Here is a 24,570-nt window from a genome sequence, read left to right on the forward strand (position 1 = left end):
CGGTGGCCGACACGGCACGGGCATCGGGCTCGGCGGCCTCCGGGCGGCCGACGGGTGACGTTCCAGTATTCATCCGTCGGTCTTGACCGCACCCAACGGTGGCCGAACACCTGGTCGTTGACGATTCGACATGACTGCCGCCGGTCCGACTGGGAAATGGTTCCCGTGAACGTGTTCGAGCAGGAGGGGAACCGACATCGGCACGCGGGCGGGGGTCATGAAGAGGCATGCACGAGGAGGCGGTCCCATCGTATTCGGGGCCTCCTCGGTCGAGACGGTGGAGGACAGGGACGCGAGCGACGGGGATCACGCGCAGCCGCCTCAGCTCAGGCGCAGACTCGGGCGGGCGGACCTGCGGGCCGTACCCGAGGCACGCCGGGCGCTGCGCGAGCTGTTACGGCACTGGGGCAGGCCCGGACGAGCGGACATAGCCGAACTGCTCACCAGCGAGCTCGTCACCAACGCGCTCGTGCACACCGACCGGGAGGCCGTCCTGACCGCGACGGTCGGACCGGACGGACTCCGGGTGGAGGTGCGGGACTTCGTGGCCCGGCTGCCCAGACCGCGCGTACCGAACGCCGACTGCGGTACGAACGGCCGGGGCCTGATCCTGGTCCAGTCCCTCGCGGACGCCTGGGGCGTGCGGGCGCACGGGGTGGGGAAGGCGGTGTGGTTCGAGCTCGACGCGGACTCCGGGTGAGACCGGGGTGCGGGGAACCGAGGTGCGGGGGATCGCGTGCGGCAACGGGAAGGGGCGCGACCCCGTGTCCCGGGTCGCGCCCCTTCCTCGATGAGATGCGGGCTCAGCCGAACTGCTGCTCAAGGTCCTTGAGCTTGCGCTCCAGCGAGTCGAGCCGGGGCAGCGCCATGGTGTCGTCCTCCGCGGTGAGGTCGACGGTGACCGGGTCAGAACCGGTGCGAACGGGCTGCAGCGAGGGACGAGACCGCACGGGCAGCTGTTCCGGCGTGGATATGGCAGGCTCCGCGGACACCTGGGCCGAGGCACGCTCCAGCGCCTGCGGCTCCACCTGCCGGCCGCCGCCGCGCCCGATGAACCCGCGGTGGCCACGGCTGATGGCCTTGAGCTGGGCGCGCTCCATGCGCTCCTTGTCGCGGCGGCGCAGTCGGGCCGCCTCCTTCTGCCGCTTGTCCTCGCGGACCTCGTCGACCGCCTCGTCCAGGCTGCGCACGCCCTCCAGGAGCATCAGCGACCAGGCCCTGTAGGTCTCGCGGGGCGCCCGCAGCCAGCGGACGATCCGGATCTGCGGGAGAGGCCTCGGCACCAGGCCCTGCTCGCGCAGGGCGGCGCGGCGGGTCTGCTTCAGCGCCCGGTCGAACAGCACGGCCGCGGACAGGGACATGCCGGCGAAGAAGTGGGGGGCGCCGTCGTGACCGAGGCCCCGGGGCGCGTGCACCCAGTTGAACCAGGCCGCGGCACCCGCGAACGTCCACACGAGTATCCGCGAGCCGAGCGCGGCGTCACCGTGGCTGGCCTCGCGCACGGCGAGGACGGAACAGAACATCGCCGCGCCGTCCAGACCGAACGGCACCAGGTACTGCCAGCCGTTGGACAGGCCCAGGTTCTGCTCACCGAAGCCGACCAGGCCCTTGAAGGAGAGCGCGGCCGCGACCGCGGCGCAGCAGAAGAGGAGCACATAGGAGGCCGTGCCGTATATGGCCTCCTTGCGCCTGCGGCGCTCCTCGCTGCGCTCCCACGAGTCCTCGGTCTTCGCGTGCTCCCCGGACCGCTTGCCGCGCGCGAGCACCGCCACCGCCGCCAGCATGCCCAGGAGCAGTACGGCGCCCGGAAGCAGCCAGTTCAGCGATATGTCGGTCAATCTCATCTGGGGTCCCTTGCATTGGGATAGGGCGTAACGCCCGCCATAGTGGCCCAATCCCGCTGGCCCTCAGGGGGTTTCGGGGCAAGAGGCCGCCAAGGAAGTGCAAGGGGATGCCCAGGGCGGCGTTCTGCTCGAACTGCCGCTTGAGGGGCGGGAGTTGAGTTCGAATAAGACTACCCGTGCGGGTGGTTCCACGGAAAGTTCCTGCGCGAAGTGAGGAATTTGTGAAACGCCTGTAACCGTAACGAGCGTCCCGCTCTCGGGTGATCTTACGGCACGGGGGGTTACGAATCCGCCTGAGGGTGCCTCAACTGGCCGCGGCCATAAGCTTGGTGACCCGGTCGGCGTCGCAGGTGCGGGGGCAGGTGGCGCAGGTGTCCTCGGGGCGCAGTGTGTAGAACATGCAGCAGCTCGCGCGGTCCCGGGTGGGCAGTGACTCGCCGTTCGGGCCGGTGAGTTCGCGGAAGGCGGCGGAGCCGACGTACGGCTGTGTCGCGCCCGGCAGCAGCAGCTCCAGCTCGCGTCGGGCCCGGACCTGTTCGCCGTCGCCGAGCAGATGGGCGACGTACCACAGGCCCTCGACGATCTCGTCGGTCGCCATGCCCCACAGTGCGCGGCCGCGCCGGCGCATCCGGGGGCCGAAGCCGGCGAGGACGGGTTCCAGGTGCTCGGCGACGGCGGCGCGCACCTCGTCGCGCAGTGCCTCCTCGTCGAGGACGACCCTGGCGCCGGGAAGATCGGCGGCCGGGTCGCCGGGGAGGCAGGCGAAGGCGGTGGGGCGGGCGGCGAGGCGGCCCATGGCGAAGCCGGGGTCCGTGCGGTCGTAGGAGACGTGCGTCACGGGCAGGCGGGGGACCCGGCGCAGCAGGAACCAGGGTGCGGTGATCAGCAGACAGGCGGACCAGGCGTAGCGGTGCAGGCCGAAGCCGGCGACCACGTCCGGGCGGGCCGACTGTCCGTAGTCGCGTCGCACCTGTGCGTCGTCCCAGGCCAGGAAGGCGTCCAGGCCGGTACCACCGGCCGCGAGGGCGTCCGCGGTGATCCATCCGGCGTGCCGGGGCAGTTCTTCGTGGGTGTGCGGCTGGGTGATGTCGAGCCCCGGGAGTACCTCGGTGAGACGGGTGTAGGCGTCTGCGAGGGCTATGGGGGGCACGGACATGCGGACCGCCTGTTCACGAGGCTTTGAAGGTAAGCCTTACCTTACCCAAGATCGCTGCGGTTTGAACTGTCGCGTTCTGGGCCTATGGTGCTTGACGGGTGAGTAACAACCCGTCGTAATGACCCCAAGTACCGACACGTCCGGAGGAGGACCCGTGAGGCAGGGCGGCACGCGGCCTGAGGCCTCGGAGACTTCGGAGGTTCGTCCGGAAGTGCCGCGCGAGCCGCGGGTTCCGCCGCAGGGGCGGGCCGCGGCCGCTGACGTCGGTACCGTCCGCGGAGGTGCCGCGCCCACGGCCCGCGGTGAGCACACCCACAGCGAGACGCCCATCCCGCGACCGCGGCCGCTGGTGCAGCGGGCGTCGGTGCGGGGGCAGATCCTCGACGCGCTGCGTACCGCGCTGGTCACCGGTGAGCTGACGCCAGGGGCGGTGTATTCGGCGCCCGCGCTCGGGGAGCGGTTCGGGGTCTCCGCGACGCCCGTGCGTGAGGCCATGCAGCAGCTCGCGCTGGAGGGGGCCGTCGAGGTCGTGCCCAACCGCGGGTTCCGGGTGGTCGAGCGCGGGGCCCGGGAGCTGGCGGAGCTGGCCGAGGTGCGGGCGCTGATCGAGGTGCCGGTGATGCTGCGGCTCGCGCGCACGGTGGCGGCCGAACGGTGGGCGGAGCTGCGGCCGTTGGCCGACGCGACGGTGCGGGCGGCGTCCACCGGCTGCCGGGCGACGTACGCGGAGTCGGACCGCACCTTCCATCGTGCGGTGCTGTCCCTCTGCGGCAACGAGCAGCTCGTCCAGATCGCCGACGACCTCCATCGCCGGGCCCAGTGGCCGCTGGTGACCCCGGTCCGCCCGTCGGGCCGGTTCCACGCCGATCTGCTCGCCGACGCGGCGGAACACACGGCTCTGCTGGACGCGTTGATCGCCCGGGATCTGGATGTGGTGCGGTCACTGGTGGGGGAGCACTTCGCCGGGTCGCGCTGAGCGGCTCAGAGCCTGCGGTCCGGGGGGCGCCGCCCCCCGGACCGGTCACGCCGTCGCCGCTCCGGTCGCCGGGGGCGCCAGCTGGCGGGAGAGCCACGTCGGTACGCCGCCCAGGAGCCGGAAGAGACGGCGGGCCTCCTCGCGCAGCCGGGACGCCTCCGGTTCGGTCTCCGTGTCGGCCAGGGACGCCAGGGCCGGGGCCGTGCCCACCAGGTAGCCGAGTTCCTCCCGGATGCGCAGGGACTCGGCGAAACCGTGCCGGGCCTCGGCCAGTTCGCCGTCGCGCAGGGCGAGTCCGGCGAGGTGGCGCCAGGTGAAGGACAGGAGCAACGGGTCCGCGTGGGCCGTCGCGCCCGCGTGGGCCCGGCGGTAGGCGGCTCGGGCCGCCTGGGGCGAGCGGGCCAGGTTCTCCGCCAGCAGGCCCCGGCGGAAGTCCAGCAGTGCCCTGCCCGCCGCCCCCGGAGGGATCAGTGCCGCCGCACGGCCGAGCGCGGCACGCGCCTCGTCCGCGCGGTCGCGCACTCCGTGCAGCGTGGCCGCGTACGCAAGTTGCCCTCGTTCACAAGCGGCCGCGCCCCGCTCGTCGTCACTGTGCGCGAGCGCCTCGGCCGTACGGAGCGCGTCCTCGGCCTCCTCCCAGCCCTGCTCGGTGTAGAGACAGCGCTCCACCTGCAGTGACGCGCGCTGCAGCGCGGCCGGTGCGGTGACCGGCTCCAGCAGGGCCGCCGCGTCCGCCCAGCACGCGCGTGAGCGCAGCCGCCATACCGCGGTCTGGAGTGGATCGTCACCGGCGGTCGTTCCGTTACCAGACATGGCGGTATACGCCACCTCGCCCTCCCCGAGCACGCCATCGAGCTGTTGAGTGGTGGCGGCATCTCAGCACGAATCTCCGTGCCCGGCCAAGAGGGTGGGTGAAGGATTTCACAAAGTCGTGGGACAGTGGCGGCACTTGGTGCCATCCGGCGGGGCGGCCCGGTGAGGTCAACTCATCCGCAATGCCAAGAAGAAATCCAGCTTGTCCTCCAGCCGGGACAGGTCCCGACTCGTCAACTGCTCGATCCTTCCCACCCGGTAGCGCAGTGTGTTGACGTGCAGGTGGAGACGGGTCGCGCAGCGGGTCCAGGAGCCGTCGCAGTCCAGGAAGGCCTCGAGGGTCGGGATCAGCTCGGCCCGGTGGCGGCGGTCGTAGTCACGCAGCGGGTCGAGGAGCCGCGCCGTGAACGCCCGGCGCACGTCGTCCGGGACGAACGGGAGCAGCAGCACGTGCGAGGCCAGCTCCTGGTGGCCCGCCGCGCAGACCCGGCCGGGGCGCGCCGCCGCCACCCGGCGGGCGTGCCGGGCCTCCTCCAGGGCCCCGCGCAGCCCCTCCGCCGAGTGCACCGCCGCGCTCACCCCGAGCGTGACCCGGCCGTCGCCGTCCAGGCCCGCCGCGAGCGGGACGCGGACCGACTCAAGGAGCGCGTCGGCGTGGATGCCGGCCTCCGAGCCGTCGTGCTCCGCCGAGACCGCCGGCAGCGGGACCAGCGCGATGGCCTCGTCGCCCGTATGCGCCACCGCGATGCGGTCCGAAGGTTCCGGACCCGTCGCCAGCGGGTCGACCAGGATCTCCTCCAGGAGCGACTGGGCGACCGGGCCCGCCTCGATGTCGCCCTCCTCCCACTCGACCCGGGCGACCACGACCTGCCAGTGCGGGGCCGCGCCCAGGCCCGGCAGCAGGACCGGTGCCGCGACCCGCAGCCGCGCGGCGATCTCGGCCGGCGCCGCGCCCGTCTGGACCAGCTCGAGGACCTCTTGGGCGAGGCGGCGGCGGACCGTGCGCGCCGCGTCCCTGCGGTCCCGTTCCACCGCGATCAGCTGGGTGACGCCCTGGAGCAGGTCGAGCCGCTCCTCGGGCCAGTCGCTCGCGTCCGCCGCCACCGCCAGCAGCCAGTCCGACAGGAGCGTCTCACGCACGTCCCGCTGCGCCTGCGGGGAGCGGCCGCTGCTGCGGATCGGGAAGAGCGAGTACGACGTGCTGCCGAGCGCCGTCCGGTGCGGACCGCGGCGGCCCGTGCGGGCGGCCGTCAGATGCTCCGCCGCGAGCTTCGCGTACACCTCCGCCGGCAGCGGTGCCCCCGCGACCTTCGAGCCCGCGATGAGCCGGCCCGTCGGCGACAGCACCCAGGCACGCAGGTCGAGGTCCGAGCCCAGGAGGTCCAGGACGACGTCCGGACCGCCGCCCGCCGGGCCCGAGGTCATCATCCGGCGGTGCCGGTCGACGACGGCCGCGAGGTCCCCGGCCCGCTCGCCGCTCACCTGCCGTACGACATGCTCGGTGACCGTCGCGAACGCCACCGACTCGTGCACCGCGAACAGCGGCAGGCGGTGCCGGGCGCAGGCCAGCACCAGGTCGTCCGGGATGTCGCCGAGCTCGGCCTCACCTGCGGCCAGGGCCGCGACGCCCGCCTGCACCAGGATGCGCACGAACGGGTCGGAGTCGTCTGCGTCGCGTCGCCAGGCCAGCCCCGTGAGCACCAGCTCACCGCCCGAGAGGTAGCGGCTGGGGTCCCTGAGGTCGGTGGTCATGACACCGCGCACGGTGCGGTCCAGCTCGTCCTCGCCGCCGAGCAGCTTGAGGCCCAGCGCGTCCGTGTCCAGCAGTGCGCGCAGCCGCATTCTCGTCGCCGCCGTTCTTTGTCTCGAAACCTACGATGAATCTTGAAGGGTCAGTCGTTGCGGCCCGCTCTACGGGTCGGCGGGCGCCACCGGGGGCGGTGCTCATCGTCTTTCGGACGGTGTCCCAGGTCACAAGCCTGTGCCCGAAGTTTCCAGAGAAAGACGCGGAGGTTACTGGTGACCTCCGTTCATACGAATCTACAAGATGCCCACCCTGGCCAGCCAACTCCTTCATGGTTTCCGTGACTGACCCTGGTGGAGCACAGCGCTGTGTACTGACGTCAATGCGCGTTAACAGCACATGAACGAGCCGGGCCCGCCGCACCTGATCTGGCTCAAACCGTACGACCCCACGAGACGAAGAAGAGAGCCGGTCATGGACTTCCTTCGCCCCGCCAGCTGGGAGGAGGCGCTCGCCGCGAAGGCCGAGCACCCCACCGCTGTGCCGATTGCGGGTGGCACCGATGTGATGGTCGAGATCAACTTCGACCACCGTCGGCCCGAGTACCTCCTCGACCTCAACCGCGTCGGCGACCTCTACGAGTGGGAGGTCGGCGAGGAGAGCGTGCGGCTCGGCGCCTCCGTCCCGTACTCGAAGATCATGGAGAGCCTGCACGCCGAGCTGCCGGGCCTCGCGCTCGCCTCGCACACGGTCGCCTCCCCGCAGATCCGCAACCGCGGCGGCGTCGGCGGCAACCTCGGCACCGCCTCCCCGGCCGGTGACGCCCACCCCGCCCTCCTCGCGGCCGGCGCCGAGGTCGAGGTCGAGTCGGTGCGCGGCAGCCGCCGTATCCCGATCGACGAGTTCTACACCGGAGTGAAGCGCAACGCGCTGGCCGCGGACGAGCTCATCCGGGCCGTGCACATCAAGAAGGCCGACGGGCCGCAGCAGTACTCGAAGGTCGGCACCCGCAACGCGATGGTCATCGCCGTGTGCGCCTTCGGTCTCGCGCTGCACCCGGAGACCCGGACCGTGCGTACCGGCATCGGCTCGGCCGCCCCCACGCCCGTGCGGGCCAAGGCCGCCGAGGAGTTCCTGAACGCGGCGCTCGAAGAGGGCGGCTTCTGGGACAACGGCAAGATCATCACCCCGTCGGTCGCCAAGCAGTTCGCCGAGCTGTGCTCGGGCGCCTGCAACCCGATCGACGACGTCCGGGGCACGGCGAGCTACCGCCGGCACGCGGTGGGCGTCATGGCCCGCCGCACGCTGACCTGGACCTGGGAGTCGTACCGCGGCGAGCGCCGCCTCACGGAGGGAGCCGCGTAATGCGTGTCAACTTCACTGTCAACGGACGTCCGCAGGAAGCCGACGACGTGTGGGAGGGCGAGTCCCTGCTGTACGTGCTGCGCGAGCGGATGGGCCTTCCGGGTTCCAAGAACGCCTGTGAGCAGGGCGAGTGCGGATCCTGCACCGTCCGCCTCGACGGCGTGCCGGTGTGTTCGTGTCTGGTCGCCGCCGGGCAGGTCGAGGGCCGCGAGGTCGTGACCGTCGAGGGGCTCGCCGACTTCGCCAAGCAGCGCGCCGAGCACGGTGGTTGTGCGAGTGGTGCCTGCGGTACGTCGCTCCAGGACGCGCAGACGTGGGCGGCCAAGGGGCAGGACTCGCAGACCGGTGAGGGCACCGAACTCTCCCCGATCCAGCAGGCGTTCATCGACGCCGGCGCCGTCCAGTGCGGCTTCTGCACCCCCGGTCTGCTGGTCGCCGCCGACGAGATGCTGGAGCACAACCCGAACCCGACCGACGCGGACATCCGCGAGGCGCTGTCGGGCAACCTGTGCCGCTGCACCGGCTACGAGAAGATCATGGACGCGGTCCGCCTCGCGGCCGCCCGGCAGGGAGAGGCGGTCTGACGTGTCCACTCCTAACGGCACTCCCACGAAGATCACCCAGGGGTCGAAGACCAAGGGCGGCATCGGCGAGTCCACGCTCCGCCCGGACGGCACCCTCAAGGTCACCGGCGAGTTCGCGTACTCGTCCGACATGTGGCACGAGGACATGCTCTGGGGCCAGATCCTCCGGTCCACCGTCGCGCACGCCGAGATCGTGTCCATCGACACCAGTGAGGCCCTCGCGACGGCGGGCGTCTACGCCGTCATGACGTACGACGACCTGCCGACCGACGTGAAGAACTACGGCCTGGAGATCCAGGACACCCCGGTCCTCGCGCACGGCAAGGTCCGCCACCACGGCGAGCCGGTCGCCATCGTCGCCGCCGACCACCCGGAGACCGCACGCCGGGCCGCGGCGAAGATCAAGGTCGAGTACCGCGAGCTGCCCGTCATCACCGACGAGGCCTCCGCGACCGCCCCGGACGCGATCCTCATCCACGAGGGCCGCGACGACCACCACTCCGGCCACGTCCCGCACCCCAACATCGTGCACCGCCAGCCGATCCTCCGCGGTGACGCCGCGGAGGCCGCCAAGCGCGCCGACGTGATCGTCAAGGGCGAGTACACCTTCGGCATGCAGGACCAGGCCTTCCTCGGCCCCGAGTCGGGTCTCGCCGTGCCGGACGAGGACGGCGGCGTCCACCTCTACATCGCCACCCAGTGGCTGCACTCCGACCTGCGCCAGATCGCCCCGGTCCTCGGACTGCCCGAGAGCAAGGTGCGGATGACGCTGTCCGGCGTCGGCGGTGCCTTCGGCGGCCGCGAGGACCTGTCGATGCAGATCCACGCATGCCTGCTGGCGATGCGCACCGGCAAACCGGTCAAGATCGTCTACAACCGCTTCGAGTCCTTCTTCGGACACGTCCACCGCCACCCGGCCAAGCTGTACTACGAGCACGGCGCCACGAAGGACGGCAAGCTCACCCACGTGAAGTGCCGGATCGTGCTGGACGGCGGCGCGTACGCCTCCGCCTCCCCGGCGGTCGTCGGCAACGCCTCCTCGCTCAGCATCGGCCCGTACGTGGTCGACGATGTCGACATCGAGGCCATCGCCCTTTACACCAACAACCCGCCCTGCGGCGCCATGCGCGGCTTCGGCGCGGTCCAGGCCTGCTTCGCCTACGAGGCGCAGATGGACAAGCTCGCCGAGAAGCTGGGCATGGACCCGGTGGCGCTGCGGCAGCTCAACGCCATGGAGCAGGGCACGATCATGCCGACGGGCCAGCCGGTCGACTCGCCGGCCCCGGTCGCCGAACTCCTGCGCCGCGTCAAGGCGATGCCCCTGCCGCCGGAGCGCCAGTGGGAGTCCAGCGAGGGCGCGGACGTACGGCAGCTGCCGGGCGGTCTGTCCAACACCACCCACGGTGAAGGCGTCGTACGCGGTGTCGGCTACGCGGTCGGCATCAAGAACGTCGGCTTCTCCGAGGGCTTCGACGACTACTCCACCGCCAAGGTGCGCATGGAGGTCGTCGGCGGCGAGCCCGTCGCCACCGTCCACACCGCCATGGCGGAGGTCGGCCAGGGCGGCGTCACCGTCCACGCGCAGATCGCCCGCACCGAGCTGGGCGTCACCCAGGTGACGATCCACCCCGCGGATACCCAGGTGGGCAGCGCCGGCTCGACGTCCGCGTCGCGTCAGACGTACGTCACCGGTGGTGCGGTGAAGAACTCCTGCGAGCTCGTCCGCGAGAAGGTCCTGGAGATCGGGCGGCGCAAGTTCGGCTCCTACCACCCCGCCTGGGCCACCGCCGAACTCCTCCTGGAGGGCGGCAAGGTCGTCACCGACGGCGGCGAGGTCCTCGCCGACCTGGTGGACGTCCTGGAGGGCGAGGTCGTCGAGGTCGAGGCCGAGTGGCGGCACCGTCCGACCGAGGCCTTCGACCTGCGTACCGGGCAGGGGTTCGGCCACGTCCAGTACTCCTTCGCCGCTCACCGCGCCGTCGTCGAGGTCGACACCGAGCTCGGCCTGGTGAAGGTGATCGAGCTGGCCTGCGCCCAGGACGTCGGCAAGGCGCTCAACCCGCTGTCCGTCATCGGCCAGATCCAGGGCGGCACCACCCAGGGGCTGGGCGTGGCGGTGATGGAGGAGATCATCGTCGATCCCAAGACGGCGAAGGTCCGGAACCCCTCCTTCACGGACTACCTCATCCCCACGATCCTCGACACGCCGACCATCCCCGTCGATGTGCTCGAACTCGCCGACGACCACGCCCCGTACGGGCTGCGCGGCATCGGCGAGGCACCCACCCTGTCGTCGACCCCGGCCGTCCTCGCGGCGATCCGGAGCGCGACCGGGCTGGAGCTCAACCGCACGCCGGTACGGCCGGAACACCTCACCGGCACGTAGCCCTCCGGGCGTTGAACCGGTCAATTCTGTCCTGGGGGGACGAAGTCCCCCCAGGCCCCAACTGTTCGTCTCGGGCCGTCCCCCGGGTCGTGCACCTCCCCAAACCCCGCCAATCGCCGAAGGCAATGCGCGGGTGCCCCTTTGAACCTTGGGAGTAGGCCCACATGACCCAGCAGTCACTGGAGCCGGCGACCACAGCCGAAGACGCGGGAGAAGGCACCCGCGTCCCGGCCGGCAGGTCCTGGCTCGACCGGTACTTTCACATAACCAAGAGAGAATCCACGGTCGCGCGCGAGGTGCGCGGCGGCGTCACCACCTTCATGGCGATGGCGTACATCCTCCTGCTCAACCCTTTGATCCTGTCCGGCAAGGACGCGGCGGGGGACACCCTCGCCCAGAAGGCCCTCATCACCGCGACCGCGTTCGCGGCGGCCCTCACCACACTGCTGATGGGCTTCTTCGGCAAGGTGCCGCTCGCCCTCGCCGCGGGCCTGTCCGTCTCCGGCGTCCTCGCCTCGCAGGTCGCCCCGCAGATGACCTGGCCGCAGGCCATGGGCATGTGTGTGATGTACGGCGTCGTCATCATGCTGCTGGTCGTCACCGGCCTGCGTGAGATGATCATGAACGCGATCCCGCTCGCGCTGAAGCACGCGATCACCATGGGCATCGGCCTGTTCGTCGCCCTGATCGGCTTCTACAAGGCCGGTTTCGTGCACCAGGGCGAGGCGACCCCGGTCACCCTCGGCCCGGCCGGCGAACTGGCCGGCTGGCCCGTCCTGCTCTTCGCGGTCACCCTCCTCGCGATCTTCATGCTCCAGGCGCGCGGCATCCCCGGCGCGATCCTGATCGGCATCGTCGGCGGCACCGTGCTCGCCGTCGTCCTCAACGCCTTCGGCGTCATCGACCCCAAGCAGTGGGCCAGCGGCGCTCCCGAACTGCACGGCAGCGCGGTGTCCATGCCCGACTTCTCGATCTTCGGGAACGTCGAGTTCGGCGGCTGGGGCGAGGTCGGCGCGATGACGGTCGGCATGATCGTCTTCACCCTGGTCCTCGCCGGCTTCTTCGACGCGATGGCCACCATCATCGGCGTCGGCACCGAGGCCAAGCTCGCCGACGACAAGGGCCGGATGCCGGGTCTGTCCAAGGCGCTGTTCATCGACGGCGCGGGCGGCGCGATCGGCGGTGTGGCCGGCGCCTCCGGCCAGACCGTGTTCGTCGAGTCGGCCACCGGCGTCGGCGAGGGGGCCCGTACCGGTCTCTCCTCGGTCGTCACCGGCCTGTTCTTCGCGGCCTGCCTCTTCTTCACCCCGCTGACGGCGATCGTGCCGGGCGAGGTCGCGGCGGCGGCCCTGGTGGTCATCGGCGCCATGATGATGATGAACGCGCGGCACGTTGACTGGGCCGACCGGGCCACCGCGATCCCGGTGTTCCTCACCGTCGTGATCATGCCGTTCACGTACTCGATCACCGCGGGGGTGGCGGCCGGTGTCATCTCGTACGTCGCCATCAAGGCCGCTCAGGGCAAGGCACGGGAGATCGGGGCGTTCATGTGGGCCCTGACAGGCATCTTCCTGGTCTATTTCGCCCTCAATCCCATTGAGAGCTGGATGGGCGTCCACTAGCAATTGCTGGGACCGCCCTCCGCACAACCGCTGCTAAGGAGACCGACAGATGCTGGACATCGCCGAAGAGCTGCACCGGTGGGTCGAGCAGGGACGCGACTTCGCCGTGGCCACCGTGGTGGCCGTCGGCGGCAGCGCACCCCGCCAGCCCGGCGCCGCGCTCGCGGTGGACGCCGACGGTACGGCGATCGGGTCGGTCTCCGGCGGATGTGTGGAGGGCGCGGTGTACGAGCTGTGCCAACAGGCCCTGCGGGACGGCGAGACGGTCCTGGAGCGCTTCGGGTACAGCGACGAGGACGCCTTCGCGGTCGGCCTGACGTGCGGGGGCGTCATCGACATCCTCGTCACTCCGGTACGTGCCGCCGACCCCGCCCGCCCCGTGCTCGCGTCCGCGCTGCGGGCGGCCGCGAGCCGGGAGGCGGCGGCGGTGGCCCGGATCGTGTCGGGCCCCTCCGACCTCATGGGCCGCGCGCTGCTGGTCCGCCCCGACGGCACGTACGACGGCGGCTTCGGCGCCCACCCCGAACTCGACCGCACGGTCGCGGCGGAGTCGGGCGCGTTCCTGGACGCCGGCCGCACCGGCACCCTGGAGATCGGCGAACAGGGCTCGCGCTGCGGCGCCCCGCTCACGGTGCTGGTCGAGTCCTCGGTCCCGCCGCCCCGGATGATCGTCTTCGGCGCCATCGACTTCGCGTCGGCCCTGGTGCGGATCGGCAAGTTCCTGAACTACCACGTGACCGTGTGCGATGCCCGCCCGGTCTTCGCGACGAAGGCCCGCTTCCCGGAGGCCGACGAGATCGTCGTGGAGTGGCCGCACAAGTACCTGGAACGCACCGACGTGGACGGCAGGACCGTCCTGTGCGTCCTCACCCACGACGCCAAGTTCGACGTGCCGCTGCTGCGACTGGCGCTGCGGCTGCCGGTGGCGTACGTGGGCGCGATGGGCTCCCGCCGCACGCACCTCGACCGCAACGAGCGGCTGAGGGACGTGGGCGTGACCGAGCTGGAACTGGCGCGGCTGCGCTCGCCGATCGGCCTGGACCTGGGCGCCCGTACGCCCGAGGAGACGGCCCTGTCGATCGCCTCGGAGATCGTCGCGGCCCGGCGCGGCGGCAGCGGCGTCTCACTGACCGGCGCGCACACGCCGATCCATCACGACACGGCGTCCGCGACCGGTGCGGCGGGGCGGATCGGGTCGGTGGCCTGAGCGCGCGGTGCCGGCTGGTCCGGCCAGGCGAAGGCGTAGCCGGGGTCGCCGCCCCTGCCGAGCCGGACGAAGCGCAACAGCTCCCGCACGATGCCGGCGTTGCCCATCGCCCAGCCGGTCTGCGGTTCCAGCTCGCTCGGCGTGGCCCGGTGCTCGACGTTGGACCAGCGGGCGCCGTCCGTGTCCCGGACGGCGTGGGCGGCGAGGTCGGCGGCGAGGACCTGGGCGAAGTCGTGGCCGTCACCCTGCTCGGCGATCCGGTCGCAGGCGAGGGCCAGGACACCGGCCGTACCGCAGCAGCGGCCGTTGTTGTCCCAGAAGCCCGGGCGCAGTCGGTTCGGCAGACCCGAGTGCGTGACGGTGCGCCAGCAGCGGTCGGCGAGGGCCGGCCAGGCGGGGTCCGCGGTCACGTCCCGCAGCAGACGGAAGACCTGGGCGTCGCCGGTGGGGCCGTGGCACCAGCCGTAGTTGTGACGTGCGGTCCTTTCGCCGCCGTACTTGGGCTCGGAGTGCGGCACGAGGAATCCGTCGGGCCCGCCCTCGTCGCGGGACACGACGTCCGCGGCCCCGGCCAGAGCCAGTTCGACCAGGTCGGTGCGGCCCGCGGCACGGCCGACCGCGGCCAGCCCGTACACGATGCCGAGGGTGCCGTGCGAGATGTGGTGCATACGGCCCTGAACGCCCGGCCGGTGCGGCCACTGGACACCGTGCGCGGTCGGCTCGGCGGTGCGGGCGTACGGCTCCACCGCCTGTACGGCGAGGTCCTCCGCTCCGGCGAGCAGCGCGCCGAGACCGATACCGGCGTTGCCGCCCATCAACTCGTACAGGTCGCCCCACCGTTCCCCGTCGAAGCCGGCCCGCACCAGCTCGAAGGCCCGGTCGGCGGCGGCAGCGGCGGCCTGGTCGCCGAGGGCGTCGTGGACAGCACGCAGCGCGAGGGCGATTCCGGTGCGGCCGAAGTAGAGGGAGTCGTCCTGCCGGCCCTCGACGGACGCCGCGAGCGTGCGGGCCGCGCGCAGGGCGGCGTCGGCGTAGGAGTCGTCGCCGAAGTGCCGCCAGGCTTCGAGGAGGACGGGGACGACGCCTGCGGTGCCGTTGTAGAGCATGTTGTCGATCTCGCCGTCGGAGGGCTTGACGGGCCAGGCGAGTCCACCGGCCTGCCCGGTGTCCCGCGCGGCGGCCATCAGCCACCGCAGCCCGTCCACGGCCAGATCCTCGATGTCGCCCGGCAGTACCCTCGGCTCGGTCTCCGTCATGCCGCCCACTCTGTCATGATCGATTCCCGGGCCTCACCCGCGGAGCACGAAACACCGGACGCCGCCCCCGTCGAGGTCGTGCCACTCCCCGCGCCGCCACCCCTCCGTCACGACGGCCACCTCCTCGGCGGTCATCCCGATGAACCGGCGCTCCGGTGGCAGCCGTTCGGCGAGGGGCGTCGTCACCACCCATGCCCCGCCCGGCGCCAGCAGCTCCCGCACCCGGTCGCCGGCGGCCCGCTTGTCGGCCATGAAGGCCAGGACCAGCCGCATCGTCACGAGGTCGAAGCCGGCCCGGGGCAGGCGCGCGGCGGCCTGGTCGGCGTCCTCGAAGTCCAGGCGGCCGACCCGCAGTCGAGGCTCCAGATCCGTGTAGCGGTCCCGGGTAGCCGCCACCGCCGCGTCCGACCAGTCGACGGCGAGGGTGTCGTAGCCGAGGCCGGCGAGAGCCGCGGCGTAGGTCCCCAGCCCGCAGCCGATGTCCAGGGCCCGGGCGCCGTCGCGCGGACGTACCGCGTCACCGAGCAGCCGCAGTTCCTGCTCCCGCACGCCCCGAAAGCCACGGCCCCGCGCGAAGTGGTCGTCCCAGTCCGCTCGTTCGACGGACCTCACGCCCGCCTCAGCAACCGGTTCAACGCGCGCCCGAACACATACCGGGCCACCCGCTCCACCACCCGGTCCAAGCTCTCCGGCACGAACCGCACCCGGATCTCCTCCCGCCACACCACCCGGGCCCGTCCTCCCGACCCCGGCCGCACCTCGATCTCGGCCCACCCCGTCATCACCCTGCCCCGCTTCTCCAGCCGGCACAGACCCGGCGTCTCGCCGTCCCCCGGTGGCTGCCAGACCGTCACCTCCATCGGGTCGTCGAAGGAGAGCGGGCCGATGCCGGAGCGGGCGACGAAGAGGGTGCCCTCGTGGGTCGGTTCGGGGGTGGTGATCCGGACGCGGGTCAGGGGGACCGCGTCGGCGTGGCGGGGCCACTGCGTCAGGCGGCGCCATGCCTCCGGGAGGGGGAGCGGAACCGTGCGTTCGAGGAGGAAGTTCGCCACGGAGGTGATCCTACGGTCCGCCCCTGTGGAATCCGGGCTGGTCAGGGCGCGGACGTAGACGGGTCGTGCAGTCGGTCCAGCCCCCGGTCGGCGCGCAGACGTACGTGAGGTGAACTCCCCTTCGGCCGTCGCGCCCAGCCCCTACCCTTCCTCACAAGAGCGGGCAATCCGCCCACCTCCAGGGGGAGTTGATCGTCATGCCACTGAAGACCTACGGCGTCCTGATCGGACGGGCCGTCGACACCCGGCGTGAGGGCGGCAGCGACTCGCCGCACTACCAGATCCATGTCACCGACGAGGCCGGCGTCCACTATCGCGCCGCCGTCAACGTGCTGTCGGCGCAGCAGCCCTCCGAGCTGCTCTACTTCGTCAGCGAGGACTTCCGGCACCCGATCACGGCCCGGCTGGAGGGTCTGGCGAGCGGCTGGAACTCCCTGCCGCCCGGCCCCGGCGGCCCGAACCTCGACTTCGTGCGCGGCAACCTCTTCGACCCGGCCCTGATGCGCAAGCTGCCCCCGGACCTCGAAGGCCCCGACAACGACCTCGCCGACCTCCTCGACCATTCCGTGCGCCGCGCCGTCGCCGACAGGGACGCCCGCGTGTATCTGTTCGGCGAGCGCTGGGGGCCCGAGGTACGGGTCAAGGACAAGATCTTCGGCTTCCTGCCCGGCAACGGCGTCCACGACATCCACATGAACCAGGGCAACAGCGGCCGCTTCCGTGGTGACGACGGCGTCTGGCAGGACGGCGGACTGCTCATCCACTTCCCGGCGCGGTCCCGCTGGGTGGGCATCTTCCTCGCCTTCCAGAGCCAGTCCTGGCACACGGACGACGTCACCGGGCACGCCGTCGAGGGCGTCGACCCCTCGCGCCCGGAGCCCGGCACCCGGCCCGTCCGGATCATCGCCGCCCTGGTCAACCCGCGCGGCCCCGCCCCGGAGGCCGAGACCGTCACCCTCCTCAACGCCTCGCCCGACCCCGTCGACCTGACCGGCTGGCAGCTCCAGGACCGGCTCGGCCGGCGCTCCGCCGTACCGCAGGGCCCCCTCGCGGCCGGCGCCGTCCGCACGGTCGGCCTGGCGGGCGGCGCCCAACTCGGCAACCACGGCGGCGAGATCAGCCTCCTCGACGCCACCGGGCTCAAGGTGGACGGCGTCTCGTACACCGCCGAGCAGGCCGGACGGGACGGCTGGTCCGTCGTCTTCTGACGGAGCACACGGCGGGCATTCGAGGCCGGGGGAGGACGCCAGGTGGACCGTCTTCGCCTCACCCGGTGAGCCGGGTCACCGGTACACCTTCCCCGGCTCGGCCTTCCCCGGCGCGAGCAGCTGCGGCACGGTCACGAACACGAACCCCCGCTCCTTCAGCGCGTCGATGATCCCGGGCACCGCCGGCACGGTCCCGTCGTAGATGTCGTGCAGCAGGATGATCCCGTCCCGGTCGGCCTGATCGAGGACGCGCTGCCGGATGAGCTCGGAGTCGTCGGTCGTGTAGTCCTTGGCCGTCACGGTCCACAGGACCTCCGACATCCCCAGCTCGCGGCAGATGTCGTGCACGGTGTCGTCCGTCCGGCCCTGCGGCGGGCGCATCAGCGTGGGGCGCCGCCCGATGAGGCGCTCTATCTCCTTGTTGGGCCGCTCTATCTCCTCGCGTATCTCGTCGGGCTCCAGCTCCGTGAGTCTCTTGTGGTCCCAGGTGTGGTTGGCCACTTCGTGACCCTCGTCGGCCATCCGCTCGACCAGCTCCGGGTACTTCTCGACGTGCCGCTTGCCGAGCAGGAAGAACGTCGCGGGGACCTTCTCCTCCTTCAGGAGGTCGAGCAGCCGCGCGGAGTGCTTGCCGGGCCCGGCGTCGAAGGTCAGCGCGATGCACTTGGCCTTGCGGCAGTCGACGCCTTCGACACGTGTCCGGGCCGAGGTGGACTGGTCCCGCGCGGCGCCGGGCGATGTGGTCTCCAGGCGTACGTACTGCGAGAAGGCCACCAGGGAAGCGGCCGCCACCGCGATGGCGACGGCACACAACCAGGCCCACTTTTGCGTCCGGCCTATTCGTCCCTGCGGACTTACTGGGCGTAGAACGTGGCGTCCGCCCGGTCCGTCGCCGTGCTCGGCGTCTGGACCACCAGCAGGTAGTCGTAGTGCCGGACGTACCGCCCGGCGTAGTTGACCGACTCGTACGACACCCCGGCCGAGTCGGCCAGCCCGGCCCGCCGGTGGAAGCTCGCGTCGGACGCGAACCCCGCCGTGCCGTCGTTCTTCTCCAGCCACACCTCGAAGTTCCTGTGCCGCAGGTAGTAGCCGGGGAAGTTGGCTGACTCCAGGGAGACCGTGCCGCTGCCGGTCAGGCCCGTGACCGCGCGGAACTGCGAGTCCGCGAGCGGGGAGACGCCGGCCTCGATGCGGGCGCGGTACTCCCAGTGCCGGACGAACCGGTCCGCGAAGTTGTACGACGACAAGCGCTGCGGCGTGACGCCGTCGGCCACCGGGATGCCGAAGTCCGGGGTGCCGTCGGCCTTCCAGTACAACTTCTGGACGCGGGTGCGGCGGTTGGGGTCGCCCAGCGGGTCGCCGCTGATGTCCTTGTAGCCGCGGTCGTGGTAGACGAGGATGTCGCTCTTGCCGTCCTCGGAGACGGTGAAGGAGTTGTGGCCCGGCCCGTACTGGCTGGTGCTCGCGTTGCTGGTGAAGACCGGCGACGAACTCTTGCTCCAGTTAGCCGCGTTGAGCAGGTCGGCGCTCGCGGAGGCGGACAGCAGCCCCAGGCAGTAGTTGCTGTCGGTGGCGCTCGCCGAGTACGACATGAAGACCTTGCCGCCGTGCTGGATCACCGCCGGCCCCTCGTTGACCTTGAAGCCGGCCGTCTCCCAGGAGTAGGTGGGCCGCGACAGCATCACCGGAGTGCCGGTGATGGTCCAGGGGTTCGCCATCCTCGCGAGGTAGATGTCCGTGTTGTTGTTCACGGACGGGTCGCGCTGGGCCCAGGCCAGATAGCGCACGCCACCCACGACGAAGGTCGTGGCGTCCAGGGAGAAGCTCTCCCACTGGGTCTTGATCTGCCCCTTCTCCGTCCAGGTGGCGGTGAGCGGGTTGGCGCCGGTGCCCTCCAGGACGTACATCCGTATCGCCCAGATGTCGTTGGTGGCGCCGGCGGCGAAGTAGACGTACCACTTGCCGTCGATGAAGTGGATCTCCGGCGCCCAGATGTGCGCGCCCATCCCGCCGCTGGTGTGCTTGGTCCAGATGGTGACCTCCTGGGCCGTCGACAGGCCCTGGATGGTCGTCGCCCGGCGCAGCACGATGCGGTCGTACTCGGGGACGGTCGCGGTGAAGTAGTAGTAGCCGTCGGTGTGTCTGAAGATGTGCGGGTCGGCCCGCTTCTCCGCGATCGGGTTGGTGTAGGTCACGGCGGGCGAGTCGGGTACGGCTGCCCGGGCGGCCGGAGCCGGTCCGGTGAGGCAGGCCGCCAGGGCGACGAGGGCGGCCATGAGCAGCCGTACGGCTGTGCGTCTCAAAGGAGTTCTCCTCCGGTGCGGGCGATCAGGTGGTGGGGGCGAGGCGCCATGTCCGTGATTTCGAACGAAGTTCGCGATTCCGATCGTGATCGGGTCAGAAGATAAAAGTGGGTCATGGCGCCGTCAACGGTTTCGTCACGCGTGACCGCCAAACCCGCGTGCGGACGCACGCGCGGCACGCCGGCCCGATGGTGCGCTTGCCCGTTCAGGTGATGAACCCGTGGTTGGGCGTACGGCGGCCCAACTGCCCCCGTATCCAGGGCACATGGACAATCTTGGTGCCCCTGCCGGCTCAACTCCCCTCTCGCGGCGGCAGTTCACGACCGCATCCGCCACGACGGCCGCACTGGCCGCGCTGACTCCCGCATCGGCCGCGGCCGCCCCCGCCGCCCCCGGGCGGCCCAGGTCCACCGCCGACTGGGACACCTGCCTGGCCGTCGCCCGGGCCCTGCTGCTGGTCGACGACCACGACCGGCCGCTCGCCCCGGCCTACCGGAAGATCCTCGGCTCCGGGCTGCCCCGCGCGACGACGAAGACCGCCAAGAAGATCCTCGTCCTCGGCGCCGGCCCCGCCGGACTGGTCGCCGCCTGGCTGCTGAAGCGGGCCGGGCACCACGTCACGCTGGTCGAGGCCAACGGCAACCGCGTCGGCGGCCGGATCAAGACCTTCCGCACCGGCGGTCACGAGCAGGCGGCCCAGGCGTTCGCCGATCCGGCCCAGTACGCGGAGGCCGGCGCCATGCGCATCCCCGGCAGCCATCCGCTCGTGATGCACCTCCTCGACCAACTCGGCGTCGAACGCCGCCGGTTCCACCTCGTCGACGTCGACGCGGACGGCAAGCCCGTCAACAACGCCTGGCTGCACGTCAACGGCGTCCGCGTACGCCGTTCCGAGTACGCGCGGGCGCCCCGCCGGATCAACCGCTCCTTCGGCGTCCCGCGCGCCCACTGGGACACCCCCTCCTCGGTCATCCTGCGCCGGGCCCTGGACCCCGTACGCGACGAGTTCAGCACCGTCGGCCCGGACGGCAAACGTGTCGACAAGCCGATGCCCGAGCGGGTGGAGGGCTGGGCGCGGGTGCTGCGGCGGTACGGCGACTGGTCGATGTACCGCTTCCTGACCGAGGAGGCGGGCTTCGACGAGCGGACCGTCGACCTGATCGGCACCCTGGAGAACCTCACCTCGCGCCTTCCGCTCTCCTTCCTGCACAGCTTCATCAGCCAGTCGCTGATCAGCCCCGACACCGAGTTCTGGGAGCTGGTGGGCGGCACCGCGACCCTCCCGGACGCGCTGCTGAAGGAGGTCGCCGACGTCCTGCGCCTCGACCGGCGCGCGACCCATGTCGAGTACTGGGCCCCCGGCCGGCCCGGCGCCGACGACACCTCCCACGTCCGCGCCGACGGCCCGCACGTCTGGATCGACACCGTCTCCGAGGGCCGCGACGGCAAGGTCGTGCGCGAGGAGTTCACCGGCGACCTCGCGATCGTCACGGTGCCGTTCTCGGGGCTGAGGCAGGTGCAGGTCAGCCCGCTGATGTCGTACAAGAAGCGGCGTGCGGTGGCCGAGCTGCACTACGACAGCGCGACCAAGGTGCTGCTCGAATTCGGCCTGCGCTGGTGGGAGTTCACCGAGGCCGACTGGAAGCGGGAGCTGGACGCCGTACGCCCGGGGCTCTACGACGACTACCGCAAGGGCAAGGCACCCGCCGACGGCAGCCTGCTCGGCGCCCACCCGTCCGTCCCGGACGGCCACATCAGCGACGCGCAGCGCGTGCACTACGCCGCCAACCGCTGGGCCACCCGCGACCAGCCCGAGGCGGCCCACATCGTCGGCGGCGGCTCGGTCTCGGACAACTCCAACCGCTTCATGATCAACCCCTCCCACCCCGTCGAGGGCAGCAAGGGCGGTGTCGTCCTCGCCTCCTACAGCTGGGCCGACGACGCCTCCCGCTGGGACTCCCTCGACGAGGACGCCCGTTACCCGCACGCGCTCCGAGGCCTGCAACAGGTCTACGGCCAGCGCGTCGAGGTCTTCTACACCGGGGCCGGACGCACCCAGAGCTGGCTGCGCGACCCGTACGCGTACGGCGAGGCGTCCGTGCTCCTGCCCGGCCAGCACACCGAGCTGCTGGAAGCCATCCGCACCCCCGAGGGGCCGCTGCACTTCGCCGGGGACCACACCTCGGTGAAGCCGTCCTGGATCGAGGGTGCCGTCGAGTCGGGGGTGCGGGCGGCGCTGGAAGCGCACGGCGAGTAGCGCTTCAGGCGGCGTCCGCCTCCGCCCTGGCCCGTACCGCGTCGGCCGGATCCCAGCCCCGGCGCGGTACGGAGGCCGGCAGGAGGCGGGGGTACGGGTCTTCCTGTCGTCGCCGCCCGCTACGGGCCCGCCAGTGGCTGTTCCGTCCAGATCACCTTGCCGTTCGCCGTGTACCGCGTGCCCCACCGCTCGGCGAACTGGGCCACCAGGAACAACCCCCGGCCGCCCTCGTCCGTCGTGGCCGCGCTGCGCAGGTGCGGGGCGGTGCTGCTGCCGTCGGAGACCTCGCAGATCAGGGCGTCGTCGCGGATCAGCCGGACGCCGATCGGGCCGGTGGCGTACCGCAGGGCGTTGGTGACCAGCTCGCTGAGGATCAGCTCGGTCGTGAACGCCTCCTCGGCCAGCCCCCATTCATCCAGCGTCCGCGAGGCCGCCGCCCGGACCCGGGCCACGGCGGAGGGGTCGTCCGGGACGTCCCAGGACCGGGCGCGGTCGGCGGGCAGCAGCCTGGTGCGGGCCACGACCAGGGCGACGTCGTCCCGCGGCCGTTCGGACAGCAGGGACTCCAGCACCGCCTTGCACGTCTCCTCCGGCGTCCGGCCGTGGGTGGGCGGCGCGGCGGCCAGCGCCCCGCGCAGCCGGTCCAGACCCTCGTCGATGTCCTTGCCCTGGTCCTCGATCAGCCCGTCCGTGTACAGCACCAGCGCGCTGCCCTCCGGCAGCCGCAGCTCGGTCGCCTCGAAGGGCATGCTGCCGCCCAGGCCCAGTGGCGCCCCGCCGGGCACGGTCAGGAACTCGACACCGCCGTCGGGGTGCACGAGCGCCGGTTCGAGATGCCCGGCGCGGGCGAGGGCGCACTGTCCGGACGAGGGGTCGTACACCGCGTACAGGCAGGTCGCGCCGGTGATCGGCGCCGCCTCGTCGTCGCCCTCGTCCTGGTCGATCCGGGCCACCAGCTCGTCCAGGTGGCCGAGGAGTTCGTCGGGCGGGAGGTCGAGGGTGGAGAAGTTGTCGACCGCCGTACGCAGCCGTCCCATCGTGGCCGCCGCGTGCAGCCCGTGCCCCACGACATCCCCGACGACCAGTGCCACCCGCGCGCCCGGCAGCGGGATGACGTCGAACCAGTCCCCGGCGACGCCGCCGAGCGCGGCGTGCGCCGGCAGATAGCGGTAGGCGACGTCCAGGGCGCTCTGCTCGGGCAGCGCCCGGGGCAGCAGGCTGCGCTGGAGCGTGACCGACAGGGTGTGTTCGCGGGTGTAGCGGCGGGCGTTGTCGATGCTGACGGCGGCCCGCGCGACCAGCTCCTCGGCGAGGGAGACGTCCTCCGGCTCGAACGGATCGGGCCGCTCGGCGCGCCAGAAGGTGGCCATGCCCATGATGACGCCGCGGGCGCGCAGCGGGACGGTGAGCATCGCGTGGAGCCCGAAGGCGACGAACTTCCGGGCGTTCTCGGCGTCCTGCCGCTCCCAGCCGGAGAAGGCGGGCAGGTCCGCCTCCAGCACCGACTCGCCCGTGCCGAAGCCGAAGGCCTGCGGGGTGTCCGGAGCGAAGCTGATCAGCTTGCCGACCGGATAGAGCGGGCTGCCCGCGCGCACCCCCTGGAAGGCGACCCGGCGCATGTCGGCACGCCCCACCTTCGGCTCCTCGCCCCGCAGCACCGGATCCGCCAGGTCGACGGAGACGAAGTCGGCGAACCGCGGCACCGCGAAGTCGGCCAGCTCCTGCGAGGTGCGCATGACGTCGAGAGTGGTGCCGATCTCCAGGCCGGCGTCGTACAGCAGCTTCAGCCGCTCCCGCGCCACGTCCGCCCTGCCGGTCATGGTCCGCAGCTCGGTGGTGTCCCGCAGCGTCGCCACACTGCCGGGCGGCCCGCCGGCGCGGTCGGTGGAGCGCTGGCTGACCGCCAGCAGCCGGCCCTGCGCCAGATGCACCTCGTCGGTGGCGTCCCGCCCCGAGGCGAACAGCCGGGCCAGGTCGCTGCCGATGCCCAGGGCCACGCAGGGCCGCCCCTCCGCGTCCGCCGACAGCGCCAGCAGCCGGCGCGCCTCGTCGTTGGCCAGCGCCAGCCGGCCCCGGTCGTCCAGGATCAGCACCCCTTCGCGTACGGAGTGCAGGACGGCGTCGTGATGCTCGTACATCCGCGTCATCTCGGCGGGCTCCAGGCCGTGCGTCTGCCGCAGCAGCCGCCGGCTGACCAGCGCGGTGCCGCCCGTGGCCAGGGCGAGCGCCGCTGCGGCCGCGCCGAACACCCACGGCAGCTGGTGGTTCACGACCCCGCCCACGCTCTCCAGCGTCACGCCGGCGGACACCAGTCCCACCACCGTGCCGTGCTCGTCGTTCACGGGGACCACGGCCCGCACGGACCGGCCCAGGGTGCCGTCGTACGTCTCCCGGACCACCCCGCCCGCCGCCGCCGGTGCGATGGTGCCGACGAAGTGCCCGCCGATCCGGTCGGGGTTGGGGTGGGTGTAGCGGATGCCGTCCTTGGTCATCACGACGATGAAGTCCACGCCGGTGGCCTTGCGCGCGGCCTCGGCGCGGGGCTGGAGCACCGCGCTCGGATCCGGTGCCGCCAGCGCGTCGACGACACCCGGCGCCTGCGCGAAGGACTCGGCGACGGCGAGGGAGCGGTTGCCGGCCTCCCGCCTGGTGTCGTTGCGCACCTGGAGCACCAGGGCCACCACCGCGGCGACGACGAGGAGCACGACGATCGCCGCCTGGAGCACGAAGACCTGCCGGGCGACGGTAGGCGCGCTCAACAGGGAGCGCAGGCGGCCGAGGATTCCGGCCATGCCCT

At 71.8% G+C, this 24,570-nt stretch carries 19 protein-coding genes; 9 read left to right on the forward strand and 10 right to left on the reverse strand.

The window, feature by feature from the left end:
• Nucleotides 1–217 precede the first annotated feature (217 nt).
• Nucleotides 218–700 carry an ATP-binding protein gene (locus ACIRD7_RS02020; RefSeq protein WP_403448455.1) on the forward strand — a complete coding sequence of 161 codons (483 nt, stop codon included), beginning with the start codon at nucleotides 218–220 and terminating at the stop codon, nucleotides 698–700.
• Nucleotides 701–803: 103 nt separating this feature from the next.
• Here ACIRD7_RS02020 and ACIRD7_RS02025 read toward each other — a convergent pair whose 3' ends face one another.
• Nucleotides 804–1,844, reverse strand: a complete 1,041-nt coding sequence (locus tag ACIRD7_RS02025) for a DUF2637 domain-containing protein (RefSeq protein ID WP_403448457.1) — start codon at nucleotides 1,842–1,844, stop codon at nucleotides 804–806.
• Nucleotides 1,845–2,148: 304 nt separating this feature from the next.
• On the reverse strand, nucleotides 2,149–3,000 hold the full coding sequence (locus tag ACIRD7_RS02030) for a (2Fe-2S)-binding protein (RefSeq protein ID WP_403448460.1): 852 nt from the start codon (nucleotides 2,998–3,000) through the stop codon (nucleotides 2,149–2,151).
• Nucleotides 3,001–3,154: 154 nt separating this feature from the next.
• On the opposite strand from ACIRD7_RS02030, the gene ACIRD7_RS02035 reads away from it, so the two are divergent.
• A complete protein-coding gene (locus ACIRD7_RS02035) occupies nucleotides 3,155–3,976 on the forward strand; it encodes a GntR family transcriptional regulator (RefSeq protein WP_403448462.1) in 822 nt (273 codons plus the stop codon).
• A gap of 45 nt (nucleotides 3,977–4,021) precedes the next feature.
• Here ACIRD7_RS02035 and ACIRD7_RS02040 read toward each other — a convergent pair whose 3' ends face one another.
• Nucleotides 4,022–4,804 carry a hypothetical protein gene (locus ACIRD7_RS02040; protein ID WP_403448464.1) on the reverse strand — a complete coding sequence of 261 codons (783 nt, stop codon included), beginning with the start codon at nucleotides 4,802–4,804 and terminating at the stop codon, nucleotides 4,022–4,024.
• A 153-nt stretch (nucleotides 4,805–4,957) separates the two neighbouring features.
• Complete coding sequence (locus ACIRD7_RS02045) at nucleotides 4,958–6,631, reverse strand: PucR family transcriptional regulator (protein ID WP_403448467.1); 1,674 nt, start codon at nucleotides 6,629–6,631, stop codon at nucleotides 4,958–4,960.
• A 376-nt stretch (nucleotides 6,632–7,007) separates the two neighbouring features.
• Between ACIRD7_RS02045 and ACIRD7_RS02050 the strand changes: the two genes are divergently transcribed.
• The 5 genes from ACIRD7_RS02050 to ACIRD7_RS02070 all read left to right on the forward strand — a co-directional run bounded on the left by ACIRD7_RS02050 (nucleotide 7,008) and on the right by ACIRD7_RS02070 (nucleotide 13,697).
• The gene (locus ACIRD7_RS02050) at nucleotides 7,008–7,898 is read left to right on the forward strand and encodes an FAD binding domain-containing protein (protein ID WP_403448469.1); all 891 of its coding nucleotides are present in this window, start codon (nucleotides 7,008–7,010) and stop codon (nucleotides 7,896–7,898) included.
• Entirely contained in the window at nucleotides 7,898–8,482 is a 585-nt protein-coding gene (locus tag ACIRD7_RS02055; protein WP_403448472.1) for a (2Fe-2S)-binding protein, read from the forward strand. The genes ACIRD7_RS02050 and ACIRD7_RS02055 overlap by 1 nt, the downstream gene beginning before the upstream one ends.
• A gap of 1 nt (nucleotide 8,483) precedes the next feature.
• The gene (locus ACIRD7_RS02060; protein ID WP_403448475.1) at nucleotides 8,484–10,868 is read left to right on the forward strand and encodes a xanthine dehydrogenase family protein molybdopterin-binding subunit; all 2,385 of its coding nucleotides are present in this window, start codon (nucleotides 8,484–8,486) and stop codon (nucleotides 10,866–10,868) included.
• A gap of 164 nt (nucleotides 10,869–11,032) precedes the next feature.
• Nucleotides 11,033–12,490 (forward strand): NCS2 family permease, encoded by a 1,458-nt coding sequence (locus tag ACIRD7_RS02065; protein ID WP_403448477.1) that lies wholly within the window; start codon nucleotides 11,033–11,035, stop codon nucleotides 12,488–12,490.
• A gap of 49 nt (nucleotides 12,491–12,539) precedes the next feature.
• Nucleotides 12,540–13,697, forward strand: a complete 1,158-nt coding sequence (locus tag ACIRD7_RS02070) for an XdhC family protein (RefSeq protein WP_403448479.1) — start codon at nucleotides 12,540–12,542, stop codon at nucleotides 13,695–13,697.
• On the opposite strand, the gene ACIRD7_RS02075 is transcribed toward ACIRD7_RS02070, so the two are convergent.
• The 3 genes from ACIRD7_RS02075 to ACIRD7_RS02085 are packed head-to-tail and all read right to left on the reverse strand — an operon-like array spanning nucleotide 13,643 to nucleotide 16,005.
• Nucleotides 13,643–14,953, reverse strand: a complete 1,311-nt coding sequence (locus ACIRD7_RS02075; RefSeq protein WP_403448482.1) for a lanthionine synthetase LanC family protein — start codon at nucleotides 14,951–14,953, stop codon at nucleotides 13,643–13,645. The genes ACIRD7_RS02070 and ACIRD7_RS02075 overlap by 55 nt on opposite strands.
• A gap of 33 nt (nucleotides 14,954–14,986) precedes the next feature.
• A complete protein-coding gene (locus ACIRD7_RS02080) occupies nucleotides 14,987–15,565 on the reverse strand; it encodes a class I SAM-dependent methyltransferase (RefSeq protein ID WP_403448484.1) in 579 nt (192 codons plus the stop codon).
• Complete coding sequence (locus tag ACIRD7_RS02085; RefSeq protein ID WP_403448487.1) at nucleotides 15,562–16,005, reverse strand: SRPBCC family protein; 444 nt, start codon at nucleotides 16,003–16,005, stop codon at nucleotides 15,562–15,564. Before ACIRD7_RS02085 ends, ACIRD7_RS02080 begins: the two co-directional genes overlap by 4 nt.
• Before the next feature lie 197 nt (nucleotides 16,006–16,202).
• Here ACIRD7_RS02085 and ACIRD7_RS02090 point away from each other — a divergent pair, with 197 nt between their 5' ends.
• Nucleotides 16,203–17,213, forward strand: coding sequence for a DUF2278 family protein (locus ACIRD7_RS02090; RefSeq protein WP_403448490.1), 1,011 nt, complete (start codon nucleotides 16,203–16,205; stop codon nucleotides 17,211–17,213).
• 75 nt (nucleotides 17,214–17,288) lie between these two features.
• On the opposite strand, the gene ACIRD7_RS02095 is transcribed toward ACIRD7_RS02090, so the two are convergent.
• Complete coding sequence (locus ACIRD7_RS02095; protein WP_403448492.1) at nucleotides 17,289–18,026, reverse strand: polysaccharide deacetylase family protein; 738 nt, start codon at nucleotides 18,024–18,026, stop codon at nucleotides 17,289–17,291.
• Between the two features lie 41 nt (nucleotides 18,027–18,067).
• Nucleotides 18,068–19,489, reverse strand: a complete 1,422-nt coding sequence (locus ACIRD7_RS02100) for a family 43 glycosylhydrolase (RefSeq protein WP_403451612.1) — start codon at nucleotides 19,487–19,489, stop codon at nucleotides 18,068–18,070.
• Nucleotides 19,490–19,781: 292 nt separating this feature from the next.
• On the opposite strand from ACIRD7_RS02100, the gene ACIRD7_RS02105 reads away from it, so the two are divergent.
• Nucleotides 19,782–21,773: a flavin monoamine oxidase family protein gene (locus ACIRD7_RS02105; RefSeq protein ID WP_403448495.1), complete on the forward strand. Its 1,992-nt coding sequence runs from the start codon at nucleotides 19,782–19,784 to the stop codon at nucleotides 21,771–21,773.
• Nucleotides 21,774–21,892: 119 nt separating this feature from the next.
• Here the strand turns inward: ACIRD7_RS02105 and ACIRD7_RS02110 are convergent, their stop codons facing one another.
• Nucleotides 21,893–24,565 carry a SpoIIE family protein phosphatase gene (locus tag ACIRD7_RS02110; RefSeq protein WP_403448498.1) on the reverse strand — a complete coding sequence of 891 codons (2,673 nt, stop codon included), beginning with the start codon at nucleotides 24,563–24,565 and terminating at the stop codon, nucleotides 21,893–21,895.
• Nucleotides 24,566–24,570 lie beyond the last annotated feature (5 nt).

The organism is Streptomyces sp. NPDC093568 (assembly GCF_044764945.1).
In the GTDB taxonomy this organism is placed as follows: Bacteria; Actinomycetota; Actinomycetes; order Streptomycetales; family Streptomycetaceae; genus Streptomyces.

What these genes read in the sequence shown, in the direction of transcription:
- ACIRD7_RS02020 (WP_403448455.1), top strand. Translation starts at nt 218, where the DNA reads ATGAAGAGGCATGCACGAGGAGGCGGTCCCATCGTATTCGGGGCCTCC.
- ACIRD7_RS02025 (WP_403448457.1), bottom strand. Translation starts at nt 1,844, where the DNA reads ATGAGATTGACCGACATATCGCTGAACTGGCTGCTTCCGGGCGCCGTA.
- ACIRD7_RS02030 (WP_403448460.1), bottom strand. Translation starts at nt 3,000, where the DNA reads ATGTCCGTGCCCCCCATAGCCCTCGCAGACGCCTACACCCGTCTCACC.
- ACIRD7_RS02045 (WP_403448467.1), bottom strand. Translation starts at nt 6,631, where the DNA reads ATGCGGCTGCGCGCACTGCTGGACACGGACGCGCTGGGCCTCAAGCTG.
- ACIRD7_RS02050 (WP_403448469.1), top strand. Translation starts at nt 7,008, where the DNA reads ATGGACTTCCTTCGCCCCGCCAGCTGGGAGGAGGCGCTCGCCGCGAAG.
- ACIRD7_RS02055 (WP_403448472.1), top strand. Translation starts at nt 7,898, where the DNA reads ATGCGTGTCAACTTCACTGTCAACGGACGTCCGCAGGAAGCCGACGAC.
- ACIRD7_RS02065 (WP_403448477.1), top strand. Translation starts at nt 11,033, where the DNA reads ATGACCCAGCAGTCACTGGAGCCGGCGACCACAGCCGAAGACGCGGGA.
- ACIRD7_RS02070 (WP_403448479.1), top strand. Translation starts at nt 12,540, where the DNA reads ATGCTGGACATCGCCGAAGAGCTGCACCGGTGGGTCGAGCAGGGACGC.
- ACIRD7_RS02075 (WP_403448482.1), bottom strand. Translation starts at nt 14,953, where the DNA reads ATGACGGAGACCGAGCCGAGGGTACTGCCGGGCGACATCGAGGATCTG.
- ACIRD7_RS02090 (WP_403448490.1), top strand. Translation starts at nt 16,203, where the DNA reads ATGCCACTGAAGACCTACGGCGTCCTGATCGGACGGGCCGTCGACACC.
- ACIRD7_RS02100 (WP_403451612.1), bottom strand. Translation starts at nt 19,489, where the DNA reads ATGGCCGCCCTCGTCGCCCTGGCGGCCTGCCTCACCGGACCGGCTCCG.
- ACIRD7_RS02105 (WP_403448495.1), top strand. Translation starts at nt 19,782, where the DNA reads ATGGACAATCTTGGTGCCCCTGCCGGCTCAACTCCCCTCTCGCGGCGG.
- ACIRD7_RS02110 (WP_403448498.1), bottom strand. Translation starts at nt 24,565, where the DNA reads ATGGCCGGAATCCTCGGCCGCCTGCGCTCCCTGTTGAGCGCGCCTACC.